This window comes from Kiritimatiellia bacterium, from assembly GCA_028715905.1.
GTDB lineage: Bacteria > Verrucomicrobiota > Kiritimatiellia > JAAZAB01 > JAAZAB01 > JAQUQV01.
Genome location: JAQUQV010000107.1, coordinates 1 through 4,363 on the forward strand (window position 1 = coordinate 1; position 4,363 = coordinate 4,363).

The window sequence follows — 4,363 nt, forward strand, 5'->3', positions numbered from 1 at the left end:
GTCGCGTCAATCATGGCCAATCCGGTTTGGACCGACAAATCAAGCAGTGCATGCCCGGTACTGACGGGGGGAAAAGGAGACAACGTTTTGATGTTTTCCGCAATCAACTTCGCATCAAAAGCCGGTTCGCCCGTTGGCCTTGGGAACAACTTGAGAACCTCATCAAAATCCGGCCGCCCCTTATTCAAAAGCTTGGCGCGCACGGGATCTTTGAGGCTTTCAAGCCATTCCGGATTTCCGCAATCCAGCAAATCCTTTTCGCGCATTTTTTATACCCCCTGCATTTCCGGTTGCGGACTCATGGTCCCTGAATCATTCATGTTTACGAAGATTGTTTTGATTACCCATGCTTTACCCCGGCCGCGCCGCAGACTGCCGGATGATCAGTTTGCCGCGGATAACGATCTTTTGATGAAATTGCCGGCCGCTGATCATCCCCAGAATTCTCCCGGCCAACTCTTTACCGATCTCATAAAAAGGCTGCCGCACCGTTGTCAAGGGCGGTTCCGCGGCGGCAAGCTGCGGAAAATCGTTGAAAGCGGCGAGCGACACGTCTCGCGGACAACGTAATCCCATTTTTTTCAATGTATCCAACGCGCCCATCGCCATGAAATTATCCGCCGCTATCAGCGCGGTCGGATGTTTTTTCTTTCCAAATGCCGCCCGGCACAGGCGCGCCCCTTCCTCCGATGAATAACGAACGGCACGCAGAACCAGCGTCTCGCCGTCTGGAATCCGCGCCGCGGCCATGGCCGCCTCATATTCTCCCGCCACAACCCGCGAGACGCCGGAATAATCCGGACCGTTCAGCAGCGTAATGCGCCGGTGCCCCAATTGCAAAAGATATCGGGTCAGGGAAGACATCGCCGCCCGATAATCAAACATCACGGTATCCTCATGGTCAAAGCGATTGCACAACACACTGCATGGCGCTTGCCGCCGCAGAGCGGCAATATCTTTTTCCGGTATCTGTTGCAAGGTAACGATCAGGCCGGACAAAACGCCGGCGCGCGTGATCCCGGAATAATCGCCCTTCCGGATCATTTCGGGAGTGATTACGACCAGTTCCAGGCGGTAATCATGTTTATCCAGAATTTCACATATTCCGCGAATAAGTTCTATCTGGGCGGGATGATTGACGAATTCATTGCCTTGCAACACCGTCATTCCAATTCGCCCGAAGAGCGTTCTTTCCGGCGCGGGAGGCTTTTTCACGAAAATCCCCCGCCCCCATTTCTTCTCAATAATACCTTGCGCGACAAGGTCATCCAGCGAACGCCGGAGCGTGAGCAAGGCCACCTGGAAAGTCTTCGCCATTTCCTTTTCCGTCGGCAACCTGTCGCCCTTGCGCGCCCCCGCAATGATCTTCCGCAATATTTGATTGACCTGATAATACCGCGGGATGGCGTGATTTTTGTTTATTTTGCCGCAATTTGCGAGCGATAACGCATGTTCATTCATAGTTATATATCTCTATTCTAAAGATTGCATGAAAAAAAGATGCCGGTCAATAAAAAAAATCAAAAAAGTTCCGCCGCCAAAAAAACCAGACGGCAGAAGAAGATAAGAAAATATTTTTACGAATCGCGATGAAGAGTACGCACCGGAAGAATATCCGTTTTCATTCCGGCCATTTCAGGCAAAATTAGAACGGCGTTTGCAATTCCAGAAGATCATACATCCGCTGGCGGTATTCCGCCGTAATTCTACCTGTGCACCACATCTTTTTAAGCCAAGGCTTACATTCGTTTTTTTTAAAATCAGCCTCACGCTCTCGCGGTTTAATTGAGCCATTCCCTCCCGCCAACGCGCCGCTTGGGTTAGCAATGTCAATGTCCAACGCTCGCGCCCTTCCGGAGGATTGCTACAGGCCAAGGCTACAATCTCAGATTGCTCCCGCATCTTATATTTCATCGGACGGCCGGGCCGTGGCATGTCATAAAGCGCACGCTGTAATCCTCCCGCTCGATATGCCCGCCTTGTTCGCCATAGCGTTGTCCGCTCCACTCCCAACATCTGCGCAATGGTCGCATCTGCCATTCCTTGATCCAACGCAAGCAACATATTGGCTCGCACCATCTCCCTCGCATGATGTTCTCCGCGTCTCGATAATTCTTTCAGAATTAAACGATCCTGCCGTTTCAGCTCCAGTTTAAGCTTTTTCATGCCCAAACCATAATGTTGCAGAATTAAATTGGCAATATGCTAGTTTCCAGAAATGCAATCGCTGTTTACGGATAAAACCTACAGGAATCGATTTTTGCCCGCGTCGCAAATCGGGAAAACAAATACGCAAAACGGGGTTGCGTTTATTAACGGCATTCTGATATTTTTTTCCTGTAAATTGCAAATGTAACAACCGAATGTTGCATGAAAATCGCGCAACATTCGCTTTCGCGCCAGCGAACATTGTCCGCAGGCGAAAGACGTGATTAGCGGCGGACATTATGAGAAAAAAACCAATTTGTTTTCAAAGGGTTTTGCGCGCAAGAAATACGCCGCTGCTGAACTTTTCAGCCAGCATTTTTGCGCTTTCGCTTTTAATAACCCTCCCGGGGTGCACCGGGAGAAAAGCCGCAGATACGGCAAAAAATGAGGCGGCAACGGAACAGACGGAATCGGTTTCGGAAATTCCGCTTGTCGCAACCAAATTCCGTTATCTGGCGCGGGAACATGAGAAACACCCTGTTTTCCCGGTAAAAGCGGATAAAGATTTGTTGATTTCCCAGACCGCGCCGGTTATGGAACTTTCCGACGAGATGATCGCTACGCTGTTGCCGACAAAAAGCGGAATTTACTTTGTATCCTGTCCTACGCCTGATTGCGGCAATATGCTTGGCCAGGGTAGCCGATTTGAATGGTCTCCCGAAACCCCGGACAAAATAATCTGCAAATACTGCCGCAAAGAGTTTCCTTCCGAAAGCTGTCCCGAGACAGGCAAAATAAAGGTTGCCGCCCCGTCCGGCAAGGTTATTGAGTACGGCTATTACCAGAATGAACGCGGAAAAAAATATTTTTTTCCGGCGGGAGTGGAATACCGGAAAGCAGCGTATTTCTCGGGAATGGCATTGCGGCTTGGGCAGTTATATCACCTTACCAACGATGAAAAATACGCGCGCAAGGCCGCGCTAATTCTCTGCGGCATTGCGCGGCGCTTTCCCGATTTTGTCTACAAATTTGATTTTCCTTATGCTCCAGTTATCTGGTATGACGGAACGGTTCCGCCCGAAGAACTGAAGGGGAACTTCCGCACCGCCCGTTGGAGTTGGTGGGCATACAATGACATACCGGTGAATTTGGTGCTTTGTTATGATTGCATTTATCACAGCAAATCTCTTCGGGAATATGCCGCATCTGCGCATATGGACGTTTACAAGGATATTGAAGACGGCTTTTTTCACCGCGCGGCCGAAGGCGTGCTTGCCAACCGGGAAGATTATTGCAACATGTCGCCGAAAACATGGCGAGACCTGATTATAACAGGGCGTGTTACCGGCGCGCCGGATTATATTCATATCGTAGTTCCGAGAATTGAAAGTTTTCTTGAGAATTTTTTCTTTTTTGATTCCTTTTGGCATGAACCGACCGTTTCCTATCACCGGCAAGTAGTCGGTTCATTGGCCGGGCTAACAAACGTTTTGTCAGGATATTCTGATCCTCCCGGTTATACGCCTCTTTACGGCAAAACCGTTTTCCGTGATTTTATACCGGACAAGAAATTTGGCAATATGGCTTTAGCGGCCGCCTTGCCCGGAAAGCTGGTATATCCGAACGGCTGGAATGTCCCGATCGGCGACACGTGGATGAATAAGGGGCGCGGCGCGCCGGGCGTTGAACAAAAATCCTATCTTATGCCGTCCCTGGGGTATGCAATGCTGGCCGGCGAAACCAATGGGCGGCAAACACAACTTCACGTTTCTTTCACGGATGGCAAGGATCAAGTCCATGCCCACCGGGATGTTTTAAGCATTACGCTTTTTGCGGAAGGGCGGGAAATGATTTCCGATATCGGCTACTCGCACGTTAATATCTCCGATTGGACAACCCGTTCGGCTTCTCACAATGCGGTGGTGGTAGATTATAAGGACCAGGAGAAAAAAAACAGCAGGGGAAACGTTGAATACATGGATGTTGACAACCAAAATGTTCAAATTATCGCGGTGGATGGAAGCCGCGCATATCCCGATCTTAAGCTCAATCGGCGGGTTTTGTTCCTGGTGCGAAAGGACAATTCGCAATATTACGCCGCAGATTTTTATGAAATACAGGGAGGGTATGAGACTTATGACTATTTCTTGCACGGGAGCGCCGACGCAGAGGACAGCCTGACCATATGGAATGGCCGGGGGAATGCGCTCCGGCA

At 50.0% G+C, this 4,363-nt stretch carries 4 protein-coding genes; 1 reads left to right on the forward strand and 3 read right to left on the reverse strand.

Going from position 1 to position 4,363, the window contains the following annotated elements; genetic code table 11:
* From PHP98_11770 to PHP98_11780, 3 genes are all read right to left on the reverse strand, one after another.
* Positions 1–266 (reverse strand): hypothetical protein (locus PHP98_11770; GenBank protein MDD5484305.1); only part of this gene is annotated, 266 nt, incomplete at its 3' end.
* A gap of 85 nt (positions 267–351) precedes the next feature.
* Complete coding sequence (locus PHP98_11775) at positions 352–1,461, reverse strand: GntR family transcriptional regulator (GenBank protein MDD5484306.1); 1,110 nt, start codon at positions 1,459–1,461, stop codon at positions 352–354.
* Positions 1,462–1,635: 174 nt separating this feature from the next.
* Complete coding sequence (locus PHP98_11780) at positions 1,636–2,166, reverse strand: helix-turn-helix domain-containing protein (GenBank protein ID MDD5484307.1); 531 nt, start codon at positions 2,164–2,166, stop codon at positions 1,636–1,638.
* Positions 2,167–2,447: 281 nt separating this feature from the next.
* Between PHP98_11780 and PHP98_11785 the strand changes: the two genes are divergently transcribed.
* The coding region (locus PHP98_11785) for a heparinase II/III family protein (protein ID MDD5484308.1) at positions 2,448–4,363 on the forward strand (1,916 nt) is incomplete at its 3' end.

Coding starts and splice junctions, on each gene's coding strand:
- PHP98_11775 (MDD5484306.1), bottom strand. CDS start 1,461: ATGAATGAACATGCGTTATCGCTCGCAAATTGCGGCAAAATAAACAAA.
- PHP98_11780 (MDD5484307.1), bottom strand. CDS start 2,166: ATGAAAAAGCTTAAACTGGAGCTGAAACGGCAGGATCGTTTAATTCTG.